Source organism: Variovorax sp. EBFNA2, assembly GCF_033802765.1.
Taxonomy (GTDB): Bacteria; Pseudomonadota; Gammaproteobacteria; order Burkholderiales; family Burkholderiaceae_C; genus Variovorax; species Variovorax paradoxus_H.
Genome location: NZ_CP138496.1, coordinates 5998425 through 6024739, shown reverse-complemented (window position 1 = coordinate 6024739; position 26315 = coordinate 5998425). Strand labels below are relative to the sequence as shown.

Annotated in this window: 28 protein-coding genes; 17 read left to right on the top strand and 11 right to left on the bottom strand. The window is 67.1% G+C overall.

Annotation, left to right across the window (positions count from 1 at the left end):
• The first annotated feature begins 2 nt into the window (after positions 1-2).
• Positions 3-440, top strand: coding sequence for a YeeE/YedE family protein (locus RZE79_RS28360; RefSeq protein ID WP_319357785.1), 438 nt, complete (start codon positions 3-5; stop codon positions 438-440).
• A 14-nt stretch (positions 441-454) separates the two neighbouring features.
• Positions 455-871 carry a DUF6691 family protein gene (locus tag RZE79_RS28355; RefSeq protein WP_319357784.1) on the top strand — a complete coding sequence of 139 codons (417 nt, stop codon included), beginning with the start codon at positions 455-457 and terminating at the stop codon, positions 869-871.
• A gap of 21 nt (positions 872-892) precedes the next feature.
• Here RZE79_RS28355 and RZE79_RS28350 read toward each other — a convergent pair whose 3' ends face one another.
• From RZE79_RS28350 to RZE79_RS28340, 3 genes are all read right to left on the bottom strand, one after another.
• A complete protein-coding gene (locus tag RZE79_RS28350; RefSeq protein ID WP_319357783.1) occupies positions 893-2872 on the bottom strand; it encodes a TRAP transporter large permease subunit in 1980 nt (659 codons plus the stop codon).
• Positions 2869-3489, bottom strand: a complete 621-nt coding sequence (locus tag RZE79_RS28345) for a TRAP transporter small permease subunit (RefSeq protein WP_319357782.1) — start codon at positions 3487-3489, stop codon at positions 2869-2871. Before RZE79_RS28345 ends, RZE79_RS28350 begins: the two co-directional genes overlap by 4 nt.
• An 88-nt stretch (positions 3490-3577) precedes the next feature.
• The gene (locus RZE79_RS28340; protein ID WP_319357781.1) at positions 3578-4693 is read right to left on the bottom strand and encodes a TRAP transporter substrate-binding protein; all 1116 of its coding nucleotides are present in this window, start codon (positions 4691-4693) and stop codon (positions 3578-3580) included.
• A gap of 219 nt (positions 4694-4912) precedes the next feature.
• On the opposite strand from RZE79_RS28340, the gene RZE79_RS28335 reads away from it, so the two are divergent.
• On the top strand, positions 4913-5323 hold the full coding sequence (locus tag RZE79_RS28335; protein ID WP_319357780.1) for a rhodanese-like domain-containing protein: 411 nt from the start codon (positions 4913-4915) through the stop codon (positions 5321-5323).
• A gap of 15 nt (positions 5324-5338) precedes the next feature.
• On the opposite strand, the gene RZE79_RS28330 is transcribed toward RZE79_RS28335, so the two are convergent.
• Positions 5339-5611, bottom strand: a complete 273-nt coding sequence (locus tag RZE79_RS28330; RefSeq protein WP_153281752.1) for a DUF4242 domain-containing protein — start codon at positions 5609-5611, stop codon at positions 5339-5341.
• A gap of 129 nt (positions 5612-5740) precedes the next feature.
• Here RZE79_RS28330 and RZE79_RS28325 point away from each other — a divergent pair, with 129 nt between their 5' ends.
• A complete protein-coding gene (locus tag RZE79_RS28325; protein WP_319357779.1) occupies positions 5741-6694 on the top strand; it encodes an AraC family transcriptional regulator in 954 nt (317 codons plus the stop codon).
• A 30-nt stretch (positions 6695-6724) separates the two neighbouring features.
• Here the strand turns inward: RZE79_RS28325 and lysM are convergent, their stop codons facing one another.
• The gene (lysM, locus tag RZE79_RS28320; RefSeq protein ID WP_153281754.1) at positions 6725-7186 is read right to left on the bottom strand and encodes a peptidoglycan-binding protein LysM; all 462 of its coding nucleotides are present in this window, start codon (positions 7184-7186) and stop codon (positions 6725-6727) included.
• 134 nt (positions 7187-7320) lie between these two features.
• Between lysM and RZE79_RS28315 the strand changes: the two genes are divergently transcribed.
• Positions 7321-8094, top strand: coding sequence for a type III pantothenate kinase (locus RZE79_RS28315; RefSeq protein WP_153281755.1), 774 nt, complete (start codon positions 7321-7323; stop codon positions 8092-8094).
• 22 nt (positions 8095-8116) lie between these two features.
• Here RZE79_RS28315 and RZE79_RS28310 read toward each other — a convergent pair whose 3' ends face one another.
• Genes RZE79_RS28310 through RZE79_RS28300 form a run of 3 tightly spaced genes read right to left on the bottom strand, consistent with a single transcriptional unit; the run spans position 8117 to position 11224 of the window.
• A complete protein-coding gene (locus tag RZE79_RS28310) occupies positions 8117-9469 on the bottom strand; it encodes a serine hydrolase (RefSeq protein WP_319357778.1) in 1353 nt (450 codons plus the stop codon).
• A 50-nt stretch (positions 9470-9519) separates the two neighbouring features.
• Positions 9520-10335, bottom strand: a complete 816-nt coding sequence (locus RZE79_RS28305) for a crotonase/enoyl-CoA hydratase family protein (RefSeq protein ID WP_101491348.1) — start codon at positions 10333-10335, stop codon at positions 9520-9522.
• Between the two features lie 40 nt (positions 10336-10375).
• Complete coding sequence (locus RZE79_RS28300; protein WP_099793566.1) at positions 10376-11224, bottom strand: 3-hydroxybutyryl-CoA dehydrogenase; 849 nt, start codon at positions 11222-11224, stop codon at positions 10376-10378.
• A gap of 180 nt (positions 11225-11404) precedes the next feature.
• Between RZE79_RS28300 and purT the strand changes: the two genes are divergently transcribed.
• The 10 genes from purT (at position 11405) to RZE79_RS28250 (ending at position 22232) form a co-directional block, all read left to right on the top strand.
• The gene (gene purT / locus RZE79_RS28295) at positions 11405-12607 is read left to right on the top strand and encodes a formate-dependent phosphoribosylglycinamide formyltransferase (protein WP_099793564.1); all 1203 of its coding nucleotides are present in this window, start codon (positions 11405-11407) and stop codon (positions 12605-12607) included.
• Between the two features lie 189 nt (positions 12608-12796).
• Positions 12797-13744, top strand: a complete 948-nt coding sequence (locus RZE79_RS28290; RefSeq protein ID WP_319357777.1) for an alpha/beta hydrolase — start codon at positions 12797-12799, stop codon at positions 13742-13744.
• A gap of 113 nt (positions 13745-13857) precedes the next feature.
• Entirely contained in the window at positions 13858-14688 is an 831-nt protein-coding gene (locus RZE79_RS28285; protein ID WP_153281759.1) for an AraC family transcriptional regulator, read from the top strand.
• 21 nt (positions 14689-14709) lie between these two features.
• Positions 14710-15585 (top strand): branched-chain amino acid ABC transporter permease, encoded by an 876-nt coding sequence (locus tag RZE79_RS28280; RefSeq protein WP_319357776.1) that lies wholly within the window; start codon positions 14710-14712, stop codon positions 15583-15585.
• 7 nt (positions 15586-15592) lie between these two features.
• Positions 15593-16669: a branched-chain amino acid ABC transporter permease gene (locus RZE79_RS28275; protein ID WP_153281761.1), complete on the top strand. Its 1077-nt coding sequence runs from the start codon at positions 15593-15595 to the stop codon at positions 16667-16669.
• Positions 16666-17481, top strand: a complete 816-nt coding sequence (locus RZE79_RS28270) for an ABC transporter ATP-binding protein (RefSeq protein ID WP_319357775.1) — start codon at positions 16666-16668, stop codon at positions 17479-17481. Before RZE79_RS28275 ends, RZE79_RS28270 begins: the two co-directional genes overlap by 4 nt.
• A 268-nt stretch (positions 17482-17749) precedes the next feature.
• On the top strand, positions 17750-18523 hold the full coding sequence (locus tag RZE79_RS28265; RefSeq protein ID WP_153281762.1) for an ABC transporter ATP-binding protein: 774 nt from the start codon (positions 17750-17752) through the stop codon (positions 18521-18523).
• A gap of 8 nt (positions 18524-18531) precedes the next feature.
• Positions 18532-20388 (top strand): long-chain fatty acid--CoA ligase, encoded by a 1857-nt coding sequence (locus tag RZE79_RS28260; protein WP_319357774.1) that lies wholly within the window; start codon positions 18532-18534, stop codon positions 20386-20388.
• Positions 20389-20533: 145 nt separating this feature from the next.
• A complete protein-coding gene (locus RZE79_RS28255) occupies positions 20534-21697 on the top strand; it encodes an ABC transporter substrate-binding protein (protein ID WP_319357773.1) in 1164 nt (387 codons plus the stop codon).
• Positions 21698-21770: 73 nt separating this feature from the next.
• Positions 21771-22232 (top strand): EVE domain-containing protein, encoded by a 462-nt coding sequence (locus RZE79_RS28250; protein ID WP_319357772.1) that lies wholly within the window; start codon positions 21771-21773, stop codon positions 22230-22232.
• Between the two features lie 10 nt (positions 22233-22242).
• On the opposite strand, the gene RZE79_RS28245 is transcribed toward RZE79_RS28250, so the two are convergent.
• Positions 22243-22896: a MarC family protein gene (locus RZE79_RS28245; protein ID WP_099793548.1), complete on the bottom strand. Its 654-nt coding sequence runs from the start codon at positions 22894-22896 to the stop codon at positions 22243-22245.
• 3 nt (positions 22897-22899) lie between these two features.
• Positions 22900-23646, bottom strand: coding sequence for an SDR family oxidoreductase (locus RZE79_RS28240; RefSeq protein WP_319357771.1), 747 nt, complete (start codon positions 23644-23646; stop codon positions 22900-22902).
• A 144-nt stretch (positions 23647-23790) separates the two neighbouring features.
• Between RZE79_RS28240 and RZE79_RS28235 the strand changes: the two genes are divergently transcribed.
• Together RZE79_RS28235 and RZE79_RS28230 are read left to right on the top strand one after the other, a co-directional pair.
• Positions 23791-24390 carry a 2-hydroxychromene-2-carboxylate isomerase gene (locus RZE79_RS28235; RefSeq protein ID WP_319357770.1) on the top strand — a complete coding sequence of 200 codons (600 nt, stop codon included), beginning with the start codon at positions 23791-23793 and terminating at the stop codon, positions 24388-24390.
• Positions 24391-24451: 61 nt separating this feature from the next.
• Positions 24452-25135 (top strand): dienelactone hydrolase family protein, encoded by a 684-nt coding sequence (locus tag RZE79_RS28230; protein WP_319357769.1) that lies wholly within the window; start codon positions 24452-24454, stop codon positions 25133-25135.
• 55 nt (positions 25136-25190) lie between these two features.
• Here RZE79_RS28230 and RZE79_RS28225 read toward each other — a convergent pair whose 3' ends face one another.
• A complete protein-coding gene (locus RZE79_RS28225; protein ID WP_153281768.1) occupies positions 25191-26081 on the bottom strand; it encodes a LysR family transcriptional regulator in 891 nt (296 codons plus the stop codon).
• Positions 26082-26315: the final 234 nt, after the last annotated feature.

Here is a 26315-nt window from a genome sequence, read left to right as displayed (position 1 = left end):
AGATGCCCACCATCGACTGGCCTCATTTCACGCCCTGGGCCGCACTGGCCGGCGGCGTGCTCATCGGACTTTCCGCGGCGATGTTCGTGCTGCTCAACGGCCGCATCGCCGGCGTCAGCGGCGTGCTGGGCGGCTTGCTGCACCCCATGAAGGGCGACGTGACCTGGCGCGCGGCCTTCGTGCTCGGGCTGGTCGGCGCGCCGCTCGTGTACGGGCTGTTCACTGTGCTGCCCGCGGCGCAGATCGACGCGGGCTACGGCACGCTCGCGCTGGCCGGCCTGCTGGTGGGCGTGGGCACGCGCTATGGCGCGGGCTGCACCAGCGGCCACGGCGTGTGCGGGTTGGCGCGGCGCTCGCCGCGTTCGCTGGTCGCCACGCTGGCGTTCATGGCCGCGGGGTTCGTCACGGTGTTCGTGCTGCGCCACCTGCTGAATCTGTGAACCGGGAGACTGCCATGTGGACCGCCCTCGCTTCTTTGCTCGCCGGCCTCGTCTTCGGGCTCGGCCTCATCGTCTCCGGCATGGCCAATCCGGCCAAGGTGCTGGGCTTTCTTGATCTGGGCGGGGCCTGGGATCCCTCGCTTGCCTTCGTGATGGCCGGTGCGGTGGCAGTGAGCACCGTCGGCTTCCTGCTGGCGGGCCGTCGCAAGGACTCGCTGCTCGGCGGACCGATCACGCTGCCCGGCCTGCGCCACATCGACCGCCGCCTGGTCGGCGGTAGCCTGCTGTTCGGCGTCGGCTGGGGCGTCGCGGGCTTCTGCCCCGGGCCCGCGCTGGTGTCGCTGGGCTCGGGCGAAGTCAAGGCGCTGGTCTTCGTGGGCGCCATGCTGCTGGGCATGGGCCTGTTCGAAGTGATCGAGCGCCGCCGTTGAGCAGCGCCCGGCGCCGTCCGCTTACTTGTAGAGCAGCTGCGGCAGCCACAGCCCGATCTGCGGCCAGATGTACAGCAGCACGATCGCCAGCACCTGGATGCCCATGAACGGCAGCATGCCCAGGAAGATCTGGTTCAGCGTGACGTGCGACGGGCTCACGCCCTTCAGGTAGAAGGCGGCCATCGCCACCGGCGGCGACAGGAACGCCGTCTGCAGGTTCAGCGCCACCAGCAGGCCGAAGAACAGCGGGTCGACACCGAAGTTGTCCAGCAGCGGAATGAAGATGGGCATGAAGATCACGATGATCTCGGTCCACTCCAGCGGCCAGCCCAGCAGGAAGATGATGACCTGGCTCAGGATCAGGAACTGAACCTTCGTGAGGTTCATGCCGAGCACCCACTGTTCCACCAGCGCCTGGCCGCCCAGCAGCGCGAACGCCGCCGAGAAGATGGCCGAGCCGACGAACAGCCAGCACACCATCGCCGAGGTCTTGGCCGTGAGGAAGACCGATTCCTTCAGCACCGTGAGGTTGAGCCGCCGGTAGGCCGCGGCCAGCAGCATGCCGCCCAGTGCGCCCATGGCGGCGGCCTCGGTCGGCGTGGCCAGGCCCAGCACGATCGAGCCCAGCACCGAGAGGATCAGCAGCACCAGCGGGAAGAACGACCCGAGGAGCATCTTGAAGATCTCGAGCCGCGCGAAACTCAGGAACAGGTAGAACAGCGTGACCATCGCGCCGAAGACGGCGAAGGTGACCCACCACCAGGTCGGCGCGGGGCGCACCGAGGCGCCTTCGGCCGGCGCTGACGATGCGGCGGCCGGCGGTTCTGCCACCGCGGCTGCGGGCGCAGCGGCTTCGGCGGCAGCACCGGGCGGTTCGGCCAGCGGGCCTGAAGACGAGGCGGCCGGCGCGGGCGTCTCTTCCGACGGCGGCTCCTGCAGCCCGCCTTCCGCAGGCGGCTCTCCCAGGCTGTCGTTCGACGGCGGCTCCTGCAAGCCGCCCGCAGTGCTTTCGCCGCTGCCCGTTCCGGTCGCGCCGATCTCCTGGATCTCGTAGCGCGCCTGCGCTTCCACGGTGGTCACCGACTGGTAGCTCAGGCCCGCGGCCAGCAGGAAGATCGCGCCGGGCAGCACGACGATGCCCAGCTGCTTGAGCACATGCGAGAACGGCACGTCGGCGTTGCGGCGGCCTTTCAGCAGCCCGACCACGGCGTGCGCGGCGGGGCTGTCGGCCAGCCGCTGCGACAGCGGCGGCAGCGGCACGACGCGCTCGGCCTGCGACAGCGGCGGCGCCCACTGCGGCTTCAGCCACGCGATGACGATCACATACACCACATACAGCGACGCGAGCATCAGCCCCGGAAAGAAAGCGCCCGCGTACAGCTGCACCACCGACACGCCCGCCGTCGCGCCGTACACGATCAGCAGCACCGACGGTGGAATCAGGATGCCCAGGCAGCCGCCCGCCGTGATCGCACCCGCGGCCAGCGGCACGCTGTAGCCCGCGCGCAGCATGGCCGGCAGCGCGAGCAGGCCCATGAGCGTGACCACCGCGCCGACGATGCCGGTGGCAGTCGCGAAGATGGTGCAGGTGACCAGCGTCGCCACGGCCAGCGCGCCCGGCAGGCGCGCGAGCGCCAGGTGCAGGCTCTTGAAGAGCGACTCGATGAGGTTGGCGCGCTCCACCAGGTAGCCCATGAAGACGAACAGCGGCACGGCGATCAGCACGTCGTTGGCCATGGTCTTGTAGGCCGACTGCACCATCAGGTCGAGCGTGCGGTGCCAGTCGCGGTCGTAGGCCAGCCAGGTGAAGAGCATGCCCATGCCCATCAGCGTGAACGCCGTGGGAAAGCCCAGCATGATCGCCACCACGACGAGCGAGAGCATCAACAGGCCCAGATGGCCGTTGGTGATGGTGTCGGCGCTCAGCAGCATGGCTGCCGCGCCGATGACGATGAGGGCCATGAACGACAGGCCGAACCAGAGTTCGCGGCGGATGTTCATCGCGCGGCCTCCTTGGCCACCACCACGCGGTCGAGCGCGGCGATGTCTTCGTCCTTCACGTGCACCATTTCCTTGAGCTTCTCGACGTCGACTTCTTCCACGTCCTGCTCGCGCGACGGCCAGGCGCCGGTGCGGATGCATTGCACGCAGCGAATGATCTCGACCACGCCCTGCAGCAGCAGCGTGAAGCCGGCCAGCGGAATGACGTACTTGAACGGGTACAGCGGCAGCGGCTCGGCCGAGAAGGTCTGCTCGCGGATGGCCAGCGACTCGCCCGCATAGACCCAGCCCGCCCAGGTCAGCGCGATGATGCCGGGCAGAAAGAAAAGAAAGTAGAGCACCAGGTCGAACAGCGCCTGCGTGCGGGGGCGGAAGAAGCCGTAGAGCACGTCACCGCGCACATGGCCGTTCTTCGAGAGCGTGTAGGCGCCGGCCGTCATGAACATGGCGCCGTACAACATGATCTGGGCATCGAGCACCCAGGCGTGCGGGCGGTTCAGCACATAGCGAGAGAACACCTCCCAGCTGATGAGCAGCGTGAGCAGCAGCGCGCACCACGAGAAGGTCTTGCCGATCCAGGTCGAGAACCGGTCGACGGCCAACAAAAAAGATTGCATCGAAAGGGGCTCCTCGCTGCGGGCGATGCCGCGCGGACAGGCAAGCAAAGAGGGCACCGCGCGGGTGCCCTCAGGTCGGCGGATGGCCTCAGGCCTTCTTGGCCTTGGCGCCGAAGTAGTGGTTGTAGGCCATCTTGAAATCGACCGTGTAGTCGTTCTGCCATTGGCCTGCGCGCTCGGCAAAGGCCTTCTGCGAGTCGAGCACCTTCTTGAACATCGGGTTCTCGGCCGACTTCTTGGCCACCGTCTTGTCCCACGAGGCCAGCTGCGCGCGCAGGATGGCGTCGGGCGTCTTGTAGAACTTGATGCCGGCCTTCTTCAGCTCGATGTAGTCCTGCGAGTTGCGCTGGATCGCCTTCCAGCTCATGTCGGCGCTGGAGGCCTGCACCGCGTAGTCGATGATCGACTTGAGCTCGGTCGGCAGCGCCGTGAGCTTGGCCTTGTTGAAGAGAATCTCGAACTGCTCGCCCGACTGGTGAAAGCTCTGCAGCATGCAGTTCTTGGCCACGTCGGGAAAGCCCAGCACGCGGTCGCTCGACGCGTTGTTGAACTCGGCCGCATCGATCAGGCCGCGGTCCAGCGCCGGCACGATCTCGCCGCCGGGCAGCGGGTTCACGGCCGTGCCCATGTCGGTGAACACGTCCACCGCCAGGCCCACGGTGCGGAACTTCAGGCCCTTCATGTCCTCGACCTTGGCCACCGGCTTCTTGAACCAGCCCAGCGGCTGCGTGGGCATGGGGCCGTACAGGTACGACACCACGTCCAGGTTCAGGCTCTTGTAGATCTCGTCGATCAGCGCCTTGCCGCCGCCGTAGTTGTGCCAGGCCAGGACCATGTTGGCGTCCATGCCGAAGCCCGGGCCCGAACCCCACAGCGCGAGCGCCGAGTTCTTGCCGTACCAGTACGCGACCACGCCGTGGCCGCCGTCGAGCGTGCCCTTGGCCACCGCGTCGAGCAGCTGGAAGGCGGGCACCACCGAGCCGGCGGGCAGCACTTCGATCTTCAGGCGGTTGCCCGCCATCTCGTTCACCTTCTTGGCGAAGTCCTGTGCGTACTCGTGGAAGATGTCTTTCGCCGGCCAGGTGCTCTGGAAACGCAGCGACGTGGTTTGGGCCATGCTGACCATAGGCGCCGACATGGCGCCTGCGGCCACCGCCGCGCCTTTGAGAAGGCTTCGGCGGCGGGGCGATTTGCTGTCTGTCATGTGTCTCTCTCCATAAGTTCTCTGACCGGAACACCCAGGCCGTCGTCTTCAAGTTATGGTTTCGACAGGCCGCGACCTCCATCTTTGGCGCGCCACACCTTGTGACAAACAGGGTTTTCACGAACCGGTGAAAAATTCCATCATCCGGCGTGCAGATCGATCGGCCCCAGCCGCCCAAGGCTTCGGGCTAACCCTAGAAATTGGAAAGAAAACGCGAACATGAGTGAACCCGTTGGAGAAAAAGGCTACGCCGGCGACGTGACGCCCGAACAAGCCGCGCAGTGGATGGCCAGCGGCGAGGCCGTGCTGGTGGACGTGCGCACCGACGCCGAGCGCGAATGGGTCGGCTATGTGCCCGGCGCCGTGCCGCTGGCCTGGAAGCAATGGCCGGGCATGGCGATCAACCCGTCGTTCGACGACGGCGTGCGCGCCGCTGCGGAGGGCGGCAAGAAGCTGGTGCTGCTGTGCCGCAGCGGTGTGCGCTCGATCGCCGCGGCGAAGCGTGCGACCGAGCTGGGCGTGCAGGCCTACAACATCCTCGAAGGCTTCGAGGGCAACCCGGACGAGAGCGGGCACCGCGGGTTGATCGGCGGCTGGCGCAAGCGCGGGCTGCCCTGGCGCCAGAACTAGAGAGCGCCGCTCGCCTCACTCGGACGTGGCCGGGTCGATCACGCTGTACACCCGGTCCACACGGTTGGCCGGAAAGCCACCGAGCTCCGCGTGACGGCGCACCAGGGCCTCGTCGGTCGCCTGGTAGACGCAGTAGATCCGGTCGTCGGTCACGTAGCTGTGGATCCACTGGATGTCGGTGCCCATGCTGTTGAGCACGCCACAGGATTTCTGCGAGATGGCCTTGAGGTCCGACGGCGTGAACTTGCCGGCGCCGGGGATGTCTCGCTCGATAACGAATTTGGGCATGGCGGTACTCCTGTCTAGAATCGGCCGAAGGTGACCAGGTCCTATGGTGCCGACGCGCAGCCGCCCTGCATTGCCCGTCTCGCCGGACTTGTTGACTGAAACCCCGCCCTCGCTTGCCGGGAGGTGACCATGGATGTCTTGTCGAACGTGCTTCGGACCATCCACCTGGAGGGTGCGCTGTTCCTGAACGGGGACATGTATGCACCCTGGTGCTTCAAGGTACCCAGGGGCGCGGACATCGCGCAACTGCTCAGGCCCGGCGCGCAGCGGCTGGCCATCTGCCATCTCGTGCTGCAAGGCGAATGCTGGGCCCAGCTCGACGGCGAGGCTCCGATCCACGCGCACGCCGGCGATGTGATCGCCGTGCCGCATGGCGACGCGCATGTGCTGGGCAGTGGCCTGCAGCATGCGGCCGTGGACATGTCGCATGTGGTGAGCCCGCGGGCGCCCGAGCTGGAGCGCATCCGCTACGGCGGCCAGGGCGACCGCACGGTGCTGGTCTGCAGCTGGTTCGCGTACGAAGGCGACGCGCCCCATCCCCTCATGGCGAACATTCCTCGTCTGTTCACCACGCCGCTGCGCAGCAGGGCGGCGGGCCCGTGGATCGAGCAGTCGGTCGACTTCGTGCTGGGTGATGCGCCGTTGCACACGCCCGGCTCGGAGCTGGTCGCCGCCAAGGTGGCGGAAGTGCTGTTCACCGAAGTGCTGCGCGGCTACATCGAGTCGATGCCCGCCAACAACCCCGGCTGGCTGGCGGGCCTGCGCGACCCCCACGTGAGCCGCTGCCTGGCGCTGATGCACGCCGAGCCCGCGCGCAACTGGACGGTCGACGCACTGGCACAGGAAATCCACACCTCGCGCAGCGTGCTGGCGGACCGCTTCACCGAACTGGTGGGCGCACCGCCCATGCACTACCTGGCACGCTGGCGCATGATCCTGGCCGCCGGGATGCTGCGCAAGGACCAGGGCAACCTGGCGCGCATTGCCGAAGGCGTGGGCTACGAATCGGAAGCGGCTTTCAACCGCGCATTCAAGCGGGAGTACGGCGTGTCGCCCGGGGCCTGGCGCCAGAACGGTGCCTAGCGATGCGCGCCGGGCTTGATCCGGCTGCGATCAGAGCGCGGGGATGCGCAGCTTCTGCCCCGGGTAGATCTTGTCCGGGTGCGACAGCATCGGCTTGTTCGCCTCGAAGATCGCGTTGTACTTGTTGGCGTCGCCGTAGTACTTCTTCGAGATGGCCGAGAGCGTGTCGCCCTTCACCACGTCGTGGTACTGCGCCGGCGGCGCGGCCGGGGCGACGAGGTTGTTGTCCACGCTCGTGACGTTGGCCACGTTGCCCGCGGCGAGCGCGGCTTTTTCGCTGGCTTCCTGCGAGGGCGCCTGGCCCGCGAGGGTGACGACGCCGCTGCTGGCGGTGTAGGTCACTTCCAGTCCGGTGAGGCCGAGGTTCTGGGTCTCGATGTAGGTCTTGATGGCGGCGGCGGCTGCCGTGTTCGCATCGGGCGTGGCCGCTTCGGCCGACGAACCGCCGAACAGTTTTTCACCGGCCTCCTTGATGAAGCTGAGCAATCCCATGGTGTTCTCCTTGTGCCGTGGTGGATGGAAAAAGCGAATGTAGAGGCGGAACCGACCGCGTCCACGTAGGCCCACGCCGCGACTGTCAAAGAGGCGCCAGCAGGAATAACAACAAAGTCGCAATAATCGCGCGCATGTCTTCCCCCTTCCTCGCCATCGACATCGGCAACACCCGGCTCAAGTGGGCGCTGTACGAGGGGGCCTTCCCCGGTGCGGCACTGCAGGCCCACGGTGCCGAGTTTCTCGACCACATCGAACGCCTGGCCGACGGCCCCTGGGCCGAGCTGCCCGCACCCGGTTCCATGCTGGGCTGCGTCGTGGCCGGCGACACCCTGCGACGGCGCGCCGAAGAACAGATCACCGAGCGCTTCGACTGCACCCCGCGCTGGGTCGTGTCGAGCGCGGGCGAGGCCGGCATCGTCAACGGCTACGACCACCCGACACGGCTGGGCGCCGACCGCTTCGTGGCGATGATCGGTGCGCGCCACCGCATGCTGACGCAAGGGCCCGAGCGGCCGATGGTGGTGGTGCTGATCGGCACCGCCGTCACCGTCGAGGCGATCGATGCCAGCGGCAAATTCCTGGGCGGCCTCATCCTGCCGGGCCACGGCATCATGCTGCGCGCGCTCGAGTCGGGCACGGCGGGCCTGCACGTGCCCACCGGCGAGGTGCGCGAATTTCCCACCAACACCAGCGACGCGCTGACCAGCGGGGGTACCTACGCCATCGCGGGCGCGGTCGAGCGCATGGTGCAGCACGTGCGCTCGCACTGCGGCGCCGAGCCGGCCTGCTTCATGACCGGCGGCGCGGGCTGGAAGATGGCGCCCGCCATGAACGGCGACTTCGAGCTGGTCGAGAGCCTGATCATGGACGGGCTGCTCGTCATCGCGAAGCAGCGCGCCGGCTGAGCCGACGCGTTCGGACAGCCGCTCAGGGCTTCATCAACGCCTCGCCCATGGCCTGGAAGGCGGGCAGGGTCAGCGGGTCGTTGCCCGCGTTCGCGGCGATCGGGTGCGCCGCGTAGCGCACGATCACCATCTCGGCCTTCGGATCGATGTAGATGCTCTGGCCGTGGATGCCGCGCGCCATGTACGCGCCATGCGGGTTGTGCGTCACCCACCACATGTTCCGGTAGCTCCAGCCCGGCAACAGCGCGTAGCCCGCCTTCGCGAACTTCGCCGGGTCGGCGCCGCGCTGGATGTCGTCGACCACCGCCTTCGCAATGGCCTGCTGGCCGTTGGGTGCGCGCCCGCCGTTGCGCAGCGTCTCGCCGAAGCGTGCGATGTCGCGCAGCACGGTGTTCAGGCCGCCGCCGCCCGACTCGGTGCCGATGCGGTCGACCATGAAATACGCATCCTGTTCGGCGCCGATGCGGCGCCAGATTTTTTCGCTCAGCAGGTCGGCCAGCGAGCGGTTGGACGCGCGGCGCACGATCCAGGCCAGCACCTCGGCATTGACCGTCTTGTAGGCAAAGGCATCGCCGTGCGTGCCTTCCTTCTTGAGCGTGACCAGGAACTCGTAGAACGACTTCGGACCCGTGTAGTTGGCGCCCTGAGTCAGCATGCCGCCGGCGCGCGCATAGTCCCAGACCTCGGCCTTCGGGTCGGCGTAGTTCTCGGAGTAGCGCACGCCGATGGTCATGTCCATCACCTGGCGCACCGTGGCGTCGCCGTAGGCCGTGTCCTTGAGTTCGGGCAGGTACTTGGTGACCGGCGCCGACGGATCGATCGTGCCCTCCTGCGCGAGGATGGCCGCCAGCGTGCCCACGAACGACTTGGTGACCGACATCGCCAGGTGCGGCCGTTCGGGCGTGAGCGCGCCGAAGTACTTCTCGTAGACCACCTGGCCGCGGTGCAGCACCAGGATGCCGTCGGTGTAGGTGCGCGTGACCATCTGGCCGAAGGTCTGCGCCTCGCCGCCGCCCATCGGCTGGAAGCGCACGGCCTCGATGTCGAAGCGCGGCGTGGCCGTCGGCAGCGGGCTCGCGGCGCCGGGGCCGCGCCACACGTTGGCCGTGGGCACCGTCTCGCGCACGTGCGAGAAGCTCCAGCGGATGCGCGGGTACACGCCGCCGACCGGGTTGTCGAAGGTGATCTGCTTGTCGGGCGGTGGCGGAAAGCCCTGCATCCAGCCCATCGCCTCCACCGAGGTGGCAGCGGGATCGGGCAGCGCGGGCGGCGTCGGGGTCTGGGCGTGGCTGGTGTTCACGGCAAGAAGGGCGAAGGCGGCGGCCAGCGCCGTGCGTTGAAAGAAGAAGGGCACGAGGGAACGGAAAGAATGCATGCAACGGGCTCCAGTGGACGACAGAAACGGAACGGCAATCAACGACGGTTTCAGCGGCCGCTGAACCGCGCAGGCCGGCGCTCGATGAACGAGCGCACGCCCTCGGCCGCGTCCTCGCTGTTCGACAGGCGTTTCTGCGTCTCGATGAATTCCGCCACGGCCGCCAGCGGCCCGTGTTCGATCGCCTTGAGCACGTTGAGCCGCGTGGCCTGCACGGCCAGCGGCGCCTGGGCCGCGATGCGCTGCGCGATCTGCAGCGCCGCGTCGAGCTCCTGCCCGGCCGGCACCACCTTCTGCACGAAGTTCAGGCGATAGGCCTCGGCGCTGTCGAACTCGTCGGCCGTGAGCAGGTGCAGCATCGCGTTGCCCAGCCCCGCGCGCTCGGCCATGCGCAGCGTGGCGCCGCCCGTGGCCATGATGCCGCGCTGCACTTCCATCTGCGAGAAGCGGCAGTTGTCGGCCGCCACCACGATGTCGGCGCCCAGCATCAGCTCGATGCCCACCGTGAAGCAGATGCCCTTCACGGCCGCCACCATCGGCTTGGTGCGGCGGCGGTAGCCCTCCAGGCCGAAGTCGTGCGGCTCCACCAGCCCGGCCGGAATCGCCTTTTCGCCGCGCTTCATGTACTCGGTGACCGCCGGCAGGTCCAGGCCTGCCGTGAAGTGGTCACCGAAGGCATGCAGCACGCCCACGTGCAGGCTCGGGTCGTCGTCCAGCCGCGTGTAGGCCTCGGCCAGCTGCTTGAACATCGGCGGCGTCCAGCCGTTGCGCTTGGCGGGGCGGTTGATGCCGATCAGCAGCACGTGGTCGAGCACCTGCGTGTCGATGCAGCCTTCGGCGGGCGGGGTGGTGGGGGTCGCGGTCATCGGTCTTGTCTCCTTGTTGTTGTGGTCGTGGCGCTGCGGATCAGTAGGTGTACACGCCGCGGCCCGTTTTGCGGCCCAGCTGGCCCGCCGCGACCATTTCCTTCAGCAGCGGGCAGGGGCGGTACTTGGAATCGCCGAACTGCTCGAGATAGACCTCCATCACGGCCAGGCACACATCGAGGCCGATCATGTCGGCCAGTGCCAGCGGGCCGATGGGCTGGTTGCAGCCCAGCTTCATGCCGGCGTCGATGTCCTCGGCGGTGGCCAGGCCTTCGGCCAGCACGAAGAAAGCCTCGTTGATCATCGGCACCAGGATGCGGTTGACCACGAAGCCCGGTGCGTTCTTCACCGTGATGGGCGACTTGCCCAGCTTCTCGGCCAGCGCCTTCACGGCGTCGTGCGTGGCGTCGCTCGTGAGGTAGCCGCGGATCAGCTCCACCAGCGCCATCATCGGCACCGGGTTGAAGAAGTGCATGCCGATGAAACGGTCGGCGCGCGAGGTGGCGGCGGCCAGCTGAGTGATCGAGATCGACGAGGTGTTCGACGCAATGATCACCTCGGGGCCCACCAGATCGTCCACCTGCTTGAGGATCTTGAGCTTGAGCGCGTGGTTCTCGGTGGCGGCCTCGATGACCAGCTGCGCGCCCTTCAGGTCGTTGTAGTCGGTCGAGCCCTTGACCAGCGCCAGCGCGGCGGCCTTCTGCTCGGCCGTGAGCTTTTCCTTCTTGATCAGGCGGTCGAGGCTGCCCGAAATGGTGGCGATGCCCTTGTCGACGGCCGCCTGGGCGACGTCGATCATCACCACGTTGACACCCGACACCGCGCAGGCCTGGGCGATGCCGTTGCCCATGGTGCCGGCGCCGATGATGCCCACAGTTTGAATCGTCATGAAAAATGCTCCTTGAAACAAAAAAGAAAGGGGGAGGCGAGGGCGGGCGCGGAGCCGCCGTCGCGCAATGGCGGTCATTGTGAATCAGCCGTGCAGCGCGGCCGTTCCCGTGGGCGACACCAGCCCGGGGTGGCTTACAGTGCTGCGATTGTTTTCAACCCTATTTTTTCGAGCCCTCGCATGACCACCCTCGGCACCCCCCTGTCCCCTTCCGCCACCCGCGTGATGCTGCTCGGCTCCGGCGAGCTCGGCAAGGAGGTGCTCATCGCCTTGCAACGCCTGGGCGTCGAGACCATCGCGGTCGACCGCTACGAGAACGCGCCCGGCCAGCAGGTGGCCCACCACGCGCGCACCATCACCATGAGCGACCCTGAGCAGCTCAAGGCGCTCATCGAGGCCGAGAAGCCCACGCTCGTCGTGCCCGAGATCGAAGCCATCGCCACGCAGACGCTCCAGGCGCTCGAAGACGCGGGCGTGGTGCGCGTGATTCCCACCGCCCGTGCCGCCCGCCTCACGATGGACCGCGAAGGCATCCGCCGCCTGGCCGCCGAGACGCTGGGCGTTCCCACCAGCCCCTACAAGTTCTGCGACTCGCTGGCCGAGCTGCAAGCCGCCATCGACGCGGGCATCGGTTACCCCTGCATCGTCAAGCCCGTGATGAGCAGCTCCGGCAAGGGCCAGAGCAAGATCGACGGCCCGGCCGACGTGCAGAAGGCCTGGGACTACGCCATGGCCGGCGGCCGCGTGAGCCATGGTCGCGTGATCGTCGAGGGCTTCATCGACTTCGACTACGAGATCACGCTGCTGACCGTGCGCGCCAAGGATGCGGCAGGCGCCGTCGAAACGAAGTTCTGCGACCCCATCGGCCACGTGCAGGTCAGCGGTGACTACGTGGAAAGCTGGCAGCCGCACCCCATGGCGCCGGCCGCGCTGCAGAAGGCGCAGCAGATCGCGCAGGCCGTCACGGCCGACCTCGGCGGCCAGGGCCTGTTCGGCGTCGAGCTGTTCGTGAAGGGCGACGAGGTCTGGTTCAGCGAAGTCAGCCCGCGTCCGCACGACACCGGCATGGTCACCATGGCCACGCAATGGCAGAACGAGTTCGAGCTGCATGCACGCGCCATCCTCGGCCTGCCGGTCGACACTTCGCTCAAGAGCCCGGGCGCGAGCGCCGTGATCTACGGCGGCGTCGACGCCACCGGCATCGCCTTCGACGGCGTGGCCGAGGCGCTGCAGGTGCCGGGCAGCGACATCCGCCTGTTCGGCAAGCCCGAGAGCTTCGTCAAGCGCCGCATGGGCGTGGCGCTGGTGCACGCGGCCGACACCGACACGGCGCGCAAGCTCGCCAAGGAAGCCGCCTCGCGCGTGAAGCCCCGCACGGCCTGAGCGACCCAATCCTCCGGGTGAACCCGCGAGCCGGGCCCCGGTAGCCAGTTTTCGCAAGCGACCCCGCAGCGGTGCGGGCATGGTGCAGGTCTTGTCGTCAGGACGCCGGTCGGGTGCGGGTGCATGCGGATACCCCGCAGGCACCCCGCCCTCCACACTGAGCGCTCCGTTCGATTCACCGGAGACACCATGCTGCATCCCCAGGCGCGCGCCTTGCTGGATTTCATCGAAGCGCGCGGCATTCCGCCGACCCACACGCTGTCGCCCGCCGATGCGCGGGCTTTCTATCGCGAGCGTCGCACGGCCACGCAGCCGCTGCCGGCGGAGGTCGCCGAAGTGCGCGACCTCGCCGCCGACGGGCCGCACGGCACCATTCCGGTGCGGCTGTACAAGCCACTCGGCGCAAACGCAAGTGCAGGTCCGCTGCCTGTGCTCGTCTACTACCACGGGGGCGGCTGGGTCATCGGCGACCTCGACACGCACGACGTGTTGTGCCGCGAGCTGGCCAACGACGCGGGCTGCGCGGTGGTCGCGGTCGACTACCGCATGGGCCCGGAGCACCGCTTTCCCACGGCCGTGGACGACGTGCTCGCCGCCACGCGCTGGGTGCGCCGCGAGGCCGCTGCACTGGGGCTCGATGCGAGCCGCCTCGCGGTGGGCGGCGACAGCGCGGGCGGCAACCTCGCGGCCGTGGCGGCGATTGCCGCGCGCGATGCGGGTGACCTGCCGATCATGTTCCAGCTCCTGATCTACCCGGCCACCGACATGCGCCGCGGCCATCCGTCGCACCAGGCGAACGGGCAGGGCTACCTGCTCACGCGCGACACGATGACCTACTTCCACGACCACTACATCACCGACGTGGCGCACGACCTCGACTGGCGCGCTTCGCCGCTGCTGCACACCGACCTCGCGGGCCTGCCGCCGGCGCTCGTGATCACCGCCGGCTACGACCCGTTGCGCGACGAAGGCGCGGCGTATGCCGAGGCGCTCACGGCCGCCGGCAACCGCGCGAACTACGTGTGCTTCGAGCGCCAGATCCATGGCTTCATCACCATGGGCAAGGTGCTCGACGAAGCGCACACCGCGGTCGCGTTGTGCGCCGCCGAACTGCGCCGCGCATTCGCGTCGGCCTAGGGAAAGTCCCCGCGCAAATGGATGCCGCGCTCAGGGCCCTCGCCGCTACGATCCAGCGAACACGACGCCACCCCCCGGTCGGACGTCGTCGACCGATGCAGGAGACAGACACCATGCAGCGAACCAGGACGTCGACGCCTTCGGGCGGCGATGCACGGCAGGGCGAACGCCTCATGTGGCTCACGCCGCAGCGCGTCTTCTATGCCGGCCTGCTCGGCGCCGCGGCCGAGCGCGCGATGGGCGGGCACGGCGTGTACGTGTCGCCCGCCGGTGCGCCGCCCAACCGCATCCGCATCGGCGGTGGTGCCTGGCAGAGCGGCGAGTTCATCGTGGTGCCGCCGCACGTGCCGCACCAGGTCGAGAGCGCGTGTCCGCTGATCTTCAACCTGCTGATCGAATCGGAGTCGGTCGATCCCGCGCGCATGCCGGCCTTCCTGCAGCACTGCGGCCCGGTCGATGCGCCGGCCTTCGTGCAGCGCATGCGCGAGGCCCATGCCCACTTGCTGGCGGCCTCGGCGCGCGGCATCGACTTCGACGGTTTCGATTTCGACGCGCTGTTCTTCGACGGCCCGCTCACGCCGCGTCCGCTCGACGCGCGCATCCGCAAGGTGGTCGACATGCTTGTGGCCGATCCGGCCGCGCCTGCTTCGGCGGAAGACTGCGCGGCCTCGGTGCACCTGTCGTTCTCGCGCTTCCTGCATCTGTTCAAGCAGGAGACGGGCATGGCCTTTCGCGGCTTTCGCGCGTGGAAGCGTGCGCGCAGCCTGCTGCGCTACGTGCACCAGAGCGGCACGCTCACCGACATCGCGCTGGACACCGGCTATCCCGACTCCACGCATTTCAGCCATTCGATCCGCCAGGTCTACGGGCTCAAGCCCAGCGACATCGTGGCGGGCTCGCGCCGCCTCGCGCTGCACGACGCGGCCGGCGGGTTCCGGCAGTAACGGCACGCGGGACGGCAACGCATGCAGATCCTCCAACTCCTGCTGTCGGGCATTGCGCAAGGCTGCATCTACGGCCTGATCGCGCTCGGCTTCGTGCTGATCTACAAGGCCACCGAAACGGTGAGCTTCGCGCAGGGCGACCTGATGATGCTCGGCGCGTTCGGTGCCTTCGCGGGCATGTCGCTGTTCGGCATGCCGTTCTGGCTCGCGGCGCTGCTGGCCGTGGTGGCCATGGCGGCCTTCGGCGTGCTGCTCGAGCTGGTGGTGATCCGCCCGATCCTCGGGCAGCCGCAGTTCTCCATCGTGATGCTGACCATCGGCATCGCGTATGTGGCGCGCGGCCTCATCACCATGGTGCCGGGCATCGGCACCGACACCCACACGCTGGCCGTGCCCTACAAGGACCAGATCTGGAAGCTCGGCGAGCTGGTGGTGAACCTCGAGCAGCTCGTGATCATCATTGCCACCGCCATCCTGTGCGGGCTGCTGTTCGCGATGTTCCGCTACAGCAAGCTCGGCATCGCGATGCAGGCCTCGTCGCAGAACCAGCTCGCGGCCTACTACATGGGCATTCCGGTGAAGCGGCTCAACGGGCTGGTGTGGGGGCTCGCCGCAGCCGTGGCGGCCATTGCCGGCATGCTGCTCGCGCCCATCACCTTCGTGCACGCCAACATGGGCTTCATCGGGCTCAAGGCCTTTCCGGCGGCGGTGGTGGGCGGCTTCGGCAGCCTGCCGGGCGCGATCGTCGGCGGGCTGGTGATCGGCATCGTCGAGTCGTTCGCGGGCTTCTACCTGCCCGACGGTTTCAAGGACACGGCGCCGTACATCGTGGTGCTGCTGATGCTCACGATCAAGCCCAACGGATTGTTCGGCGAGAAGCTGCGCAAGAAGGTGTAAGTCTCATATGCGCTTCATCTTCAAAACCACCTACGACCAGGACATCCGCCTTGCGCGGCACGGCGGCCATGTGCTCTGGTACAGCCTGCTCGTGGCCTTCCTGCTCGTCGCGCCGTGGGTCATCGACGAGTACTGGCTTGCGCAGCTGACCTTCGTTCTCATCTACGGCATCGTCGGCCTGGGGCTGATGCTGCTGGCGGGTTTCACGGGGCAGTTCTCCATCGGGCATGCGGCCTTCTTGGGAACGGGCGCGTACACGCAGGGCGTGCTGACCAACATGGGCGTGCCGTTCCCGCTCGCGCTGCTCGCGTCGGCCGCGTTGTCGGCGGCGGTGGGCGTGGTGGTAGCGCTGCCGGCGCTGCGCGTGAAGGGCATCTACCTGGGCATCGCGACGCTGTCGTTCGGCTTCATCGTCGAGGAAGTGTTCGCGCGCTGGGAAAGCGTGACGGGCGGCAACGCGGGCCTGCACGTGAAGTCGCCGCAGCTGTTCGGCTGGTCGCTGGGCTCGGGCGAAGGCTTCTACTTTCTGTGTCTGGTGGTCGCGGTGATCTCCACGCTGGGCATCCTGAACCTGCTGCGTTCGCCGACCGGGCGTGCCTTCGTAGCGATCCGCGATTCGGAGATTTCGGCGCAGAGCATGGGCATCCACCTGGCGCGCTACAAGACGATGTCGTTCGCGATCTCGGCCGCGCTCGCGGGGCTGGGTGGCGCGCTGTATGCGCACAAGCTGAGCTTCATCTCGCCGGACCAGTTCAACATCCTGCAGTCGATCGACCTGCTGCTGATGGTGGTGATCGGCGGCCTGGGCTCGGTGCACGGCGCGTTCCTCGGCGCGATTTTTCTCATCGCGATGCCGCAGCTGATCTCGATGGGCAAGGACTGGCTGCCGGCGGTGGTCGGCCAGGCGCCTGGCCTGCAGGGGCTGGTGTACGGCCTGGTGCTGATCGCCTTCGTGCTGTTCGAGCCGCTGGGGCTGTACGGGCGCTGGCTGAAGATCCGCACCTGGCTGCAGCTCTTTCCGTTCTACCGCAAGGGCCTGTTCAAGCGGCAGAAGTCGTTCACCAAATCGGACCGACTGAGATGAGCAACGACATTCTTTTGTCGGCCAAGGACCTGAGCGTGCGCTTCGGCGGCGTGCTCGCGGTCAACAAGGTGAGCTTCGACGTGCGGCGCGGCGAGGTGTTCACGCTCATCGGCCCGAACGGCGCCGGCAAGACGACGGTGTTCAACCTCATCAGCCGCATCTACACGCCGACCACGGGCGAGATCACCTGGCATGGCGAGGCGGGCGGGCCGCTGGCGCTCACGCAGCAGGCGCCGCATGCGATTGCCGCGCTGGGCATTGCGCGCACCTTTCAGAACATCGAGCTGTTCGAGCATGCAACCGTGCTGCACAACCTGCTGATCGGGCGCCACACGCACCGGCAGACGGGCTTCTGGAGCGAGGTGTTCTTCACGCCGGCCACGCGCCGCGCCGAGATCGCGGCGCGCGAGAAGGCGGAGCAGGTGATCGACCTGCTCGACCTGCAGCACTACCGCGACTCGATGGTGGCGGGCCTGCCGTATGGCGTGCGCAAGGTGGTGGAACTGGCGCGTGCTCTCTGCACTGAGCCGAAGCTGCTGCTGCTCGACGAGCCTTCCTCGGGGCTCAATGTCGAGGAGACGGCGGACATGGCGTTCTGGATTCAGGACATCCAGCATGAGCTGGGCGTGTCGGTGCTGATGGTCGAGCACGACATGTCGCTTGTTTCCAAGGTGTCGGATCGCGTGCTGGCGATGAATCAGGGCGAGGTGCTGGCTACCGGGTCTCCACGCGAGGTGCAGGCGGATGCGCGGGTGATCGAGGCTTATCTTGGGACTGTGGATGACGTGAGCAGCTTGCGGAGGGTGGCGTGATGTTCTTGTTCGCTGCCTCTTTGAAAGCGCCCGGTGCGCGGCACGGCGCGGTCGCCCCCACTATGCCGGCCGCTGCGCGGCTCCCCTGCGGTGCTCGCGTTTCGCGGGGTCTCGCAGAACTCGCTGCGCTCAAACAGCTGCGAGCCCTGATCCGCGAAACGCTGCGCTCCTCGGCGGCACAGAGGGGGCGCCCACGCCGCACCGCACACCGGGCTTCGTGGTGGCGTGATGGCTCTGCATGTTCCGCCTTGAATCAGGGAGCAGTGGCATGAGCGACGTCGTACTCCAACTGCTCAACGTCGAAAGCGCCTACGGCCCGATCAAGGCCATCCGGGGCGTGAGCCTGAAGGTGCGCAAGGGAGAGATCGCGACGGTGCTCGGCTCCAACGGCGCGGGCAAGACGACGATCCTCAAGACCATCTCCGGGATCATCGATCCGCGCAAGGGCAGCATCGAGTTCCAGGGCCACGACATCACGGCGAAAGACCCGGCCTTCATCGTGCAGCAGGGCCTGAGCCACGTGCCCGAAGGGCGCGAGGTGTTCCCGCTGCTGTCGGTGAAGGACAACCTGCTGATGGGCGCCTACACGCGCAAGGACCGCGACGGCGTGGCGCGGGACATCGAGACCGTCTTCACCTACTTCCCGATCCTGCGCGAGCGCGCCACGCAGGACGCCGGCCTGCTCTCGGGCGGGCAGCAGCAGATGCTGGCCATTTCGCGCGCCATCATGGCGGCGCCGCACCTCATCCTGCTCGACGAACCCAGCCTCGGACTGAGCCCCAAGCTCACGAAGGAAATCTTCGAGATCGTGGTGCGCATCAACCGCGAGCGCGGCACCACCATCCTGCTGGTGGAGCAGAACGCGAACATGGCGCTCAATGCCGCCGACCACGGCTACGTGCTGGAGAACGGGCGCATCGTGATGGAAGACTCGTGCGAGCGCCTGCGCGAGAAGGACGACATCAAGGAGTTCTACCTCGGTGTCAAGGACGACGGCGTGCGCGGCGAGCGGCGCTGGAAAAAGAAGAAGACCTGGAGGTAGCCGTCGCCATGCAAGGACTCTGGGATCTTCGAACCATCGAACCCGGCCACGACATCCTCGTGCCGGGCGACACGCTCTCGGCCATGTTCTGGAACGCCGTGCGCCAGCGCGGCGACAACATCTGGATGCGGCAGAAGGAGCTGGGCATCTGGCGCGCCTGGAGCTGGCGCCAGACCGCCGAGGCCGTGCGCGAGATCGCAGCCGGCCTGCAGGCGATCGGCTTCACGCGCGGCGAGTGCGCGTCCATTCTTTCCAACACCGTCATCGAGTGGGTGCTGGCCGACCTGGCCGTGCTGAGCTGCGGCGGTGTCTCCAACGGCATCTACCCGACCGACGCCGCCTCGCAGGTCGAGTACCTGTGCGAAGACTCGCGCACGACGGTGCTCTTCGTGGAAGACGACGAGCAGCTCGACAAGGCGCTCGAGGTGCGCGCCCGCCTGCCCGGCCTGCGCCGCGTGGTCGTGTTCGACATGGAAGGCTTGCGTGAGCTCGACGACCCGGCCGTGATGAGTTTGGATGCGCTGCGCGCCCTCGGTCGCACGCACCTGGCGGGTGACCCGCAGGCAGTGGAGCGCAGCGTGGCCGCCTGCCGGCCCGAAGACCTCGCCATTCTTGTCTACACCTCGGGCACCACCGGCAAGCCCAAGGGCGCCATGCACAGCCACGCGGGGCTGGTGTACACGGCGCGCGGCTACAACACGCTCATCGCGCAGGACGAGAAAGACGAGCGCATGTGCTTCCTGCCGCTGTGCCACATCGCCGAGCGCATGGGTGGCGAGTACTTCGCGATGTACACCGGCTCGATCCTCAACTTCGTCGAGAACCCCGAGACGGTGCCCGAGAACGTGCGCGAGATCGCGCCCACGGTGTTCACCGGCGTGCCGCGCGTGTGGGAGAAGTTCTATTCGGGCGTGATGATCGCGCTGAAAGAAGCCAGCCCGCTGCAGCAGGCCGCCTACAAGTGGAGCATCGGCGTGGGCGAGACCATCGCCAACAAGGTGCTGGCCGGCCAGGAGATCGGCACGGGGCTGCGCCTGAAGTTCCGGCTGGCGCGGCTGCTGGCGCTGGACAACGCGCGCAAGCTCATCGGCATCCACCGCGCGCGCTTTCTCGTGACCGGTGCGGCGCCCATTTCGCCCGAGCTGGTCAAGTGGTACCTCGCGCTGGGCGTGCCCATGCTCGAGGTGTGGGGCATGACGGAGTCGTGCGGCGCCTCCACGGCCGTGCCCGTCACGCGCATCAAGCCCGGCTCCATCGGCCCGGCCACGGGCTACAACGAGGTGCGCATCGATCCGGCCACCAGCGAAATTCTCGTGCGCGGCCCCAATGTTTTCATGGGCTATTTGAATCTGCCGGAGAAGACCGCCGAGACCATCGACGCCGACGGCTGGCTGCACACGGGCGACGTGGGCGTGATGGACGAGGACGGGTATTTCCGCATCACCGACCGGATGAAAGACATCATCATCACGGCAGGCGGCAAGAACGTGACCCCGAGCGAGCTGGAGAACGAGCTCAAGTTCAGCCTCTACATCACCGATGCCGTGGTGATCGGCGACAAGAGGCCCTACCTCACGGTGATCGTCATGATCGACCAGGAGAACGTCGAAAAGTTTGCGCAGGACCACGACGTGCCGTTCAGCAACTACGAGAGCCTGACACGCACGCAGGAAGTGCAGGACCTGATCCAGGGCGAGATCGATCGCGTCAACGCCAAGTTCGCGCGCGTCGAGCAGATCAAGAAGTTCTTCTTGCTCGAGACGCAACTGAGCGCCGAGGACGAGGAGCTCACGCCGACGATGAAGCTCAAGCGCAAGCTGGTGCAGACCAAATACGCGGCGCGCATTGACGCCATGTACAGATAGGGCTCGCCCCCAGGCTTCGCGCACTTCGTGTCGCTACGCCAACCCCCTACCGGGGGCAACACCAGCGGCCCGGCAAAGCCGGTTCCGCGGTGTTTCTGGAAGAGGCCAGGCAGTGTGTTTTTTCAACAGGCAAGGAGACAAGGCAATGACGAAGCTCAAGACATTGACGACGCTGGCCGTGCTGGGCCTGATCGCGACGCTCGCGTCGGCGCAGCAGGGCGTCAGCAAGGACGAGATCCGCATCGGCACCATCCAGGACCTGTCGGGTCCGCTCGCGGGCTTCGGCAAGCAGGCGCGCAACGGCATGCAGCTGCGCGTGGACGAACTCAACGAGCAGGGCACGCTCAACGGACGCAAGCTCAAGCTCTTCGTCGAAGACTCGGGCTACGACCCGAAGAAGGCGGTGCTGGCGGCGCAGAAGCTGGTCAACCAGGAAAAGATCTTCATCATGGCCGGCCACATCGGCACGGCGCAGAACATGGCGGCGATGCCGGTGCAGTTCGACAAGAACGTCGTCAACTTCATGCCCATTACCGCGGCGCGCGAAATGTACGAGCCGCTGAACCGGCTGAAGTACTCGTTCGCGGCCACCTACTACGACCAGATCCGGCTGGCGCTGCCCAAGATGATCAAGGACAAGGGTGCCAAGAAGGTCTGCACGATCTACCAGGACGACGAGTTCGGCCTCGAGGTGCAGCGCGGCGCCGAGGCCGGCCTGAAGGCCGCGGGCATGGAGCTGGCCGAAAAGACCTCGTTCAAGCGCGGCGCCACCGACTTCAGCTCGCAGGTCGCGAAAATGAAGGCCGCCAACTGCGACCTCGTGGTGCTCGGCACCATCATCCGCGAGACCATCGGCACCGTGGGCGAGTCGCGCAAGACGGGCTTCAACCCGACCTTCCTGGGTTCGAGCGCGGCCTACACCGACCTGATCCACAAGCTCGGCGGCAAGGCCATGGACGGCGTGTACGCCACCATGACGGTGCAGAACCCCTATACCGACGAGCAGTCGCAGCCGCTGCGCTTCTGGGCCAACAAGTACAAGACCAAGTTCAACGAAGACCCGACCGTGTTCTCGGTGTACGGCTACGTGATCATCGACTCGTTCATCAAGGCCGCGACCAAGGCCGGCCCGAACCTGACGACCGACAGCTTCATCAAGGCGATGGACAGCATCACCTTCGAGCCCGACATGTTCGGCAGCCCGAAGAGCACCTACACCGCCACCAAGCGCCTGGGCAACGACCAGTCGCGGCTGTCGCAGATCAAGGACGGCAAGTGGGTCGTCGTCTCCGACTACGTGACACCGTAAGCGAGGGTCGCCCCCGTACCGTACGGGGGCGAGCGGCTATATTCCGCGAAATCCCCTTCGCGAGACTGCCGCCATGCCCCAGTACTGGTTGATGAAATCCGAGCCCGACGAGGTCTCGATCGACGATGCCCTCGCCGCGCCCGGTGCCACCGTGGCGTGGACCGGGGTGCGCAACTACCAGGCACGCAACTTCATGCGCGACGGCATGAAGGTCGGTGACGGCGTGCTGTTCTATCACTCGAGCTGCCCCGAGCCCGGCATTGCCGGCATCGCGCGCGTGGCCTCGGGCATCAAGCCCGATCCGACGCAGTTCGATGCGAAGTCGCCGTACTACGACGCGGCCTCGAAGAAGGACGATCCGCGCTGGCTGCTGGTCGACGTGCAGGCGCTGCGCAAGACGCGGCTGCTGTCGCTGCCCGAGCTGCGCGCCAAGCCCGAGCTGGCCGATCTGGTCGTGCTGCGCAAGGGCAACCGGCTGTCGATCACGCCGGTGGAGCCGGCGCACTGGAAGGTCATCGAGAAGATGCTGGCCTGAATGAAGCTGTTCAGGCGACTTTCGACAGGATCGGGAACAGCTTGCCAAGCCCGTCGGCCATCACCTCGACCGCGAGCGCCGCGAGGATCAGGCCCATCAGCCGCGTCATGATGTTGATGCCGGTCTTGCCGAGCACCCGCGCGATCGGCTGCGCGAGCGAAAACGCCAGCGCGGTCGCCAGCGCCACCACCACGCCGTAGCCGACCAGCAGCCCCAGCTCCCACAGGTGCTGTGTCTTGTCGGCGTAGATCACCACGGTGGAGATCGCGGCCGGGCCGGTGAGCAGCGGGATGGTGAGCGGCACCACCGCGATGGAGGCGCCCATCGACGCCTTCACTTCGGTGGCGCGCAACTCATCGACGTTGGTCTTGCTCTCGGCCGGTTGCGCGTTGAGCATCGAGATCGAGCTCATGAGCAGCAGCAGCCCGCCGCCGACCTGGAAGCTCGCGATCGAGATGCCGAAGAAGGACAGCAGCTGCAGCCCGATGAGCGCGCTGACGGCAATTACCACGAAGGCGCTGAAGGCCGACATGCGCACCGTGCGCTTGCGCTGGGCGTCGGAGTAGTCCTGCGTGTAGTGGATGAAGAAGGGCACGATGGCCAGCGGGTTGACGATGGCCACCAGCGTGACCAGCGGCTTGATGAGGTCCATGGAAGTGCTCATCGCTTACCTTCCGCCGGTCACGTCGAGCAGAGCCATGGTGGTGTAGCTGGCCTCGGCCGACAGCAGCCACAGGATGGCGCCCGCGATTTCTTCGGGGCTGCCGGTGCGCTGCATCGGCACGGTCGGCGCGAGTTCGGTGGCGCGGTCGGGCATGCCGCCCGACGCGTGGATCTCGGTGTCGATGAGGCCGGGGCGCACCGCGTTGACGCGGATGCCTTCCATGGCCACTTCCTTGGCCAGCCCGATGGTCAGGGTGTCGATGGCGGCCTTGCTGGCCGCGTAGTCGACGTACTGGCCCGGCGAGCCCAGGCGCGCGGCGCCGCTGGAGATATTGACGATGGCGCCGCCCGCGCCGCCGTACGTCGTGCTCATGCGCTTCACGGCCTCGCGCGCGCAGACGAAGCTGCCGATCACGTTGATGCGGAACATGCGCTCCATGCGCGCCACGCTCATCTCGTCGACGCGCGCCTGCACGTCGACCACGCCGGCGTTGTTCACGAGTGCCGTGAGCCGACCGAGCTTGGCGTCGATCTTCGCGAACATCGCGAGCACCTGGGCTTCGTCGCCCACGTCGGCCTGCACCGCCATGGCGGTGCCGCCGCCCGCGCGGATGGTGCGCACCACCTCGTCGGCGGCCAGCGAGTTGCTGGCGTAGTTCACGGCCACGGCGTAGCCGCGCGTCGCGGCGAGCAAGGCCGTGGCGGCACCGATGCCGCGCCCACCGCCGGTGATCAAGAGCACCTGGTCCAAATCCCACCTCCTGCAGAGAAACTGTGTGTCAGTTAAAACCGTTCGTCCGGATTACATCATCGAGGGCCAGCGCATGAGCGTGAGCGCCGCGCCGGACCGCCCCAACCAAGCTCGCACCGCAGTGCGAAGCACGGAGGTTATTGAATGCACAAGACCATCGACTATTACTTTGCGCCACAGAGCCCGTGGACCTATCTGGGGCATACCCGCTTTGCCGCCCTCGCAGCGGCCGCCGGCGCCACGGTGCGCGTGCGGCCCATCGACATGGGCAGCGTGTTCCCGGTGTCGGGCGGGCTGCCATTGGGCAAGCGCGCGCCCCAGCGCCAGGCCTACCGGCTGCTCGAGCTGGCGCGCTTCTCCCGGCACCTGGGCCTGCCGCTGAACCCGAAGCCGAAGTTCTTCCCGGTGGCCGGCGACGACGCGGCGCGGCTGATCATCGCGGTCGACATGCACGACGGCACCGAGGCCGCGATGCGCATCAGCGCCGCGGTGTTCGCGGCCGTGTGGGTGCAAGAGCGGAACATCGGCGACCCGAACCTGCTCGAAGCCCTGGTCGCGGAATGCGGCCTGCCGGCCAAGCGCGCCGAGCAATCGCAGAGCCAGGCGGTGCAGGAGCGTTACGAGGCTTACACGCAGGAAGCGATCGACATCCAGGTGTTCGGCGCGCCGAGCTACGTGATCGACGGCGAAATCTTCTGGGGCCAGGACCGCCTCGATTTCGTCGAACGCGCATTGCGCGCGTAACGAACGGCGCGCGCGCAAGCCAAACCACTTTCTTTCCATTCCATCGTTTCAGGAGAACCCCATGGGCCAATTCATCGATCTCACCGCCAAGGATGGCTTCACCTTTCCCGCCTACGTGGCCGAGCCCGCAGGTACGCCGCGCGGCGCCGTGGTGGTGGTGCCGGAAATCTTCGGCGTGAACTCGCACATCCGCTCGGTGGCCGACGGCTATGCGGCCGACGGCTACCTGGCCGTGGCGCCGTCGACCTTCCACCGCGTCAAGCCCGACGTCGAGCTGGGCTACAGCGACGACGACATGAAGATCGGCTTCGGCTACAAGACGGCGGTCGAGGCGCTGCCCGCGCCCGGCGTGCTGCAGGACCTCGAAGCCGCGATTGCCTACGCCTCGAAGGCGGGCAAGGTCGGCATCGTCGGCTACTGCTGGGGCGGCCTGCTGGTCTGGCGCGCCGCGGCCCTGCTGCCGGGCCTGGCCGCTGCCGCGCCTTATTACGGTGGCGGCATGACGACGCCCGAAGAAAGCGCGCGCCAGCCGAAGGTGCCGGTGCTCGCGCAGTTCGGCAACCGCGACCACTGGATTCCGCTGGACACCATCGAGGCCTTCAAGAAGGCGCACCCCGAGGTGGAAGTACATGTGTACGAGGCCGACCACGGCTTCAACTGCGACCAGCGCGGTTCGTACAACGCCGAAGCGGCAAAGCCGGCGCGTGAACGCGTGCTGGCGTTCTTTGCCAAGCACGTCGGCTGATCCGACCGCCACGCTCCAGGCAAAAGCCCGGCAGTGCCGGGCTTTTTCATTGCTTCTATTTCTTGGCGCCGACCCGGGTCTGCAGGAAGTCGAGCAGCGCGCGCAGCGCCGCGCTGTTGTGGCGCCGCTGCAGGTAGGCGGCCGACAGCCACATGTCCTTGCGCGCATAGCCTTCGAGCACGGGCACCAGCTCGCCGCTGTCGATGTGGGACTGCACGAGCAGCGAGGGCAGGTAGATCACGCCGAAGCCGCGCATCGCGACGCGGATCAGCGGCGCGCCTTCGGTGCAGTCCATGCGGCTCTTGACCTGCACGTCCAGCGGCTGGCCGTTGTCATCGAAACGCCACACGGGCTGCGTGCCCAGCAATGAATGGGTCAGCGCGTCGTGGTTGGCGAGGTCTTGCGGGTGCGCGGGCTTGCCGTGCTTCTTCCAGTAGACCGGCGAGGCACAGACCACCATGGGAATGAGCCGCAGCTTGCGCACGATGAGGTTGGCGTCTTCCACCGGGCCGCTGCGGATGTCGACGTCGATGCCTTCTTCGGCGAGGTCGACGGTGCGGTTGGTCAGCTGCAGGCTGATGCTCACGTCGGGGTAGTGGCGCATGAAGTCGGCCAGCAGGTCGGGGAATTCGCCGTTGCCCATGCCGTGCGGCGCCGAGATGCGCAGCCGGCCGCCGGGCTGGCTGGCGCGCTCCTGCAGTTCGGCCTGGGTGAGCTCGACCATTTCGAGCATCGGCGTGCTGCGTTCGAGCAGCAGCTGGCCGGCGTCGGTGAGGCTCACGGAACGCGTGGAGCGGTTGAGCAGGCGCACGCCGAAACGGGTTTCGAGTTCGGCGACGTATTTGCTGACCGTGGCCTTCGACATGTCGAGCCGCTTGGCGGCCTGGGAGAAGCTGCCGTGCGAGGCGACTTCCCGGAAGGTTTTGATCAGATCGAGACTGTCCATGTCAGTGAGCCCGTTGTTTTTCGCGAGGGAGCGCGGTGCGCCGATTTTCAGGGGGTTTTGCCGAACAGCTCCGGCGCGCGCTCCTGGTGTACGCCGGAAGCAGTCAAGCGGTGAATACCCGGCTTTTTGCGTGCACAACTTTGTTGACTGATTGTTTCGCTACAGGAAACACCGTGTCTCTGAACCGAGTGTTTTCCCGAAGGAATTCCGGCTGACACTCGCCGCACAGGCGAG